General features: G+C 45.7%; 1 protein-coding gene. It reads left to right on the top strand.

Annotation, left to right across the window (positions count from 1 at the left end):
• Nucleotides 1–938: hypothetical protein (locus L2672_RS17230; protein ID WP_248997061.1), on the top strand; the 938-nt coding region annotated here is incomplete at both ends.

The following is a 938-nucleotide window of genomic DNA, read 5'->3' as shown; positions in this document are numbered from 1 at the left end:
ATATCGTTAACGATACTGACACTGATAATTTAGATGCGGTTGCCGGTTCGATTACCGTTGATCTTGTTCTTGATGATGCTAATTCTGCCGCAGATATTTCAGGTACCACCAATGACGTACCGGCAGGTTCAACAATCACGCTGCTATTAACCGATGCCAACGGCACGCAAATCACTGTGCCTAATGTCACTGTAGATGCCAATGGTAACTACAGCATTGATGGTGTCGATGTCTCAGGTTTAGTTGATGGTGACATCACAGTGACCGCCACGGCCACCGATAATAACGGCAATATCGTTAACGATACTGACACTGATAATTTAGATGCTATCGAAGGTTTAATTACAGTTGATTTAGCCTTAAATGACAACGGTGCTACCGCTGATATTTCAGGTACCACCACTGATGTACCAGCAGGCTCAACTGTCACGCTGGTATTAACCGATGCCAACGGCACGCAAATCACCGTGCCTAATGTCACTGTAGATGCCAATGGGAACTACAGCATTGATGGCGTCGATGTCTCAGGTTTAGTCGATGGTGACATCACAGTAACCGCCACGGCCACAGATAATAACGGCAATATAGTTAACGATACTGACACTGATAATTTAGATGCGGTTGCCGGTTCGATTACCGTTGATCTTGTTCTTGATGATGCTAATTCTACCGCAGATATTTCAGGTACCACCACTGACGTGCCAGCAGGCTCAACAGTCACGCTGGTATTAACCGATGCCAACGGCACGCAAATCTCGGTGCCTAATGTCACTGTGGATGCCAATGGTAACTACAGCATTGATGGTGTCGATATCTCAGGTTTAGTTGATGGTGACATCACAGTAACCGCCACGGCCACAGATAATAACGGCAATATCGTTAACGATACTGACACTGATAATTTAGATGCGGTTGCCGGTTCGATTACCGTTGATCTT

This window comes from Shewanella gaetbuli, assembly GCF_023284065.1.
GTDB classification, from domain to species: Bacteria; Pseudomonadota; Gammaproteobacteria; order Enterobacterales; family Shewanellaceae; genus Shewanella; species Shewanella gaetbuli.
This window is presented reverse-complemented; position numbering and strand designations above follow the sequence as displayed.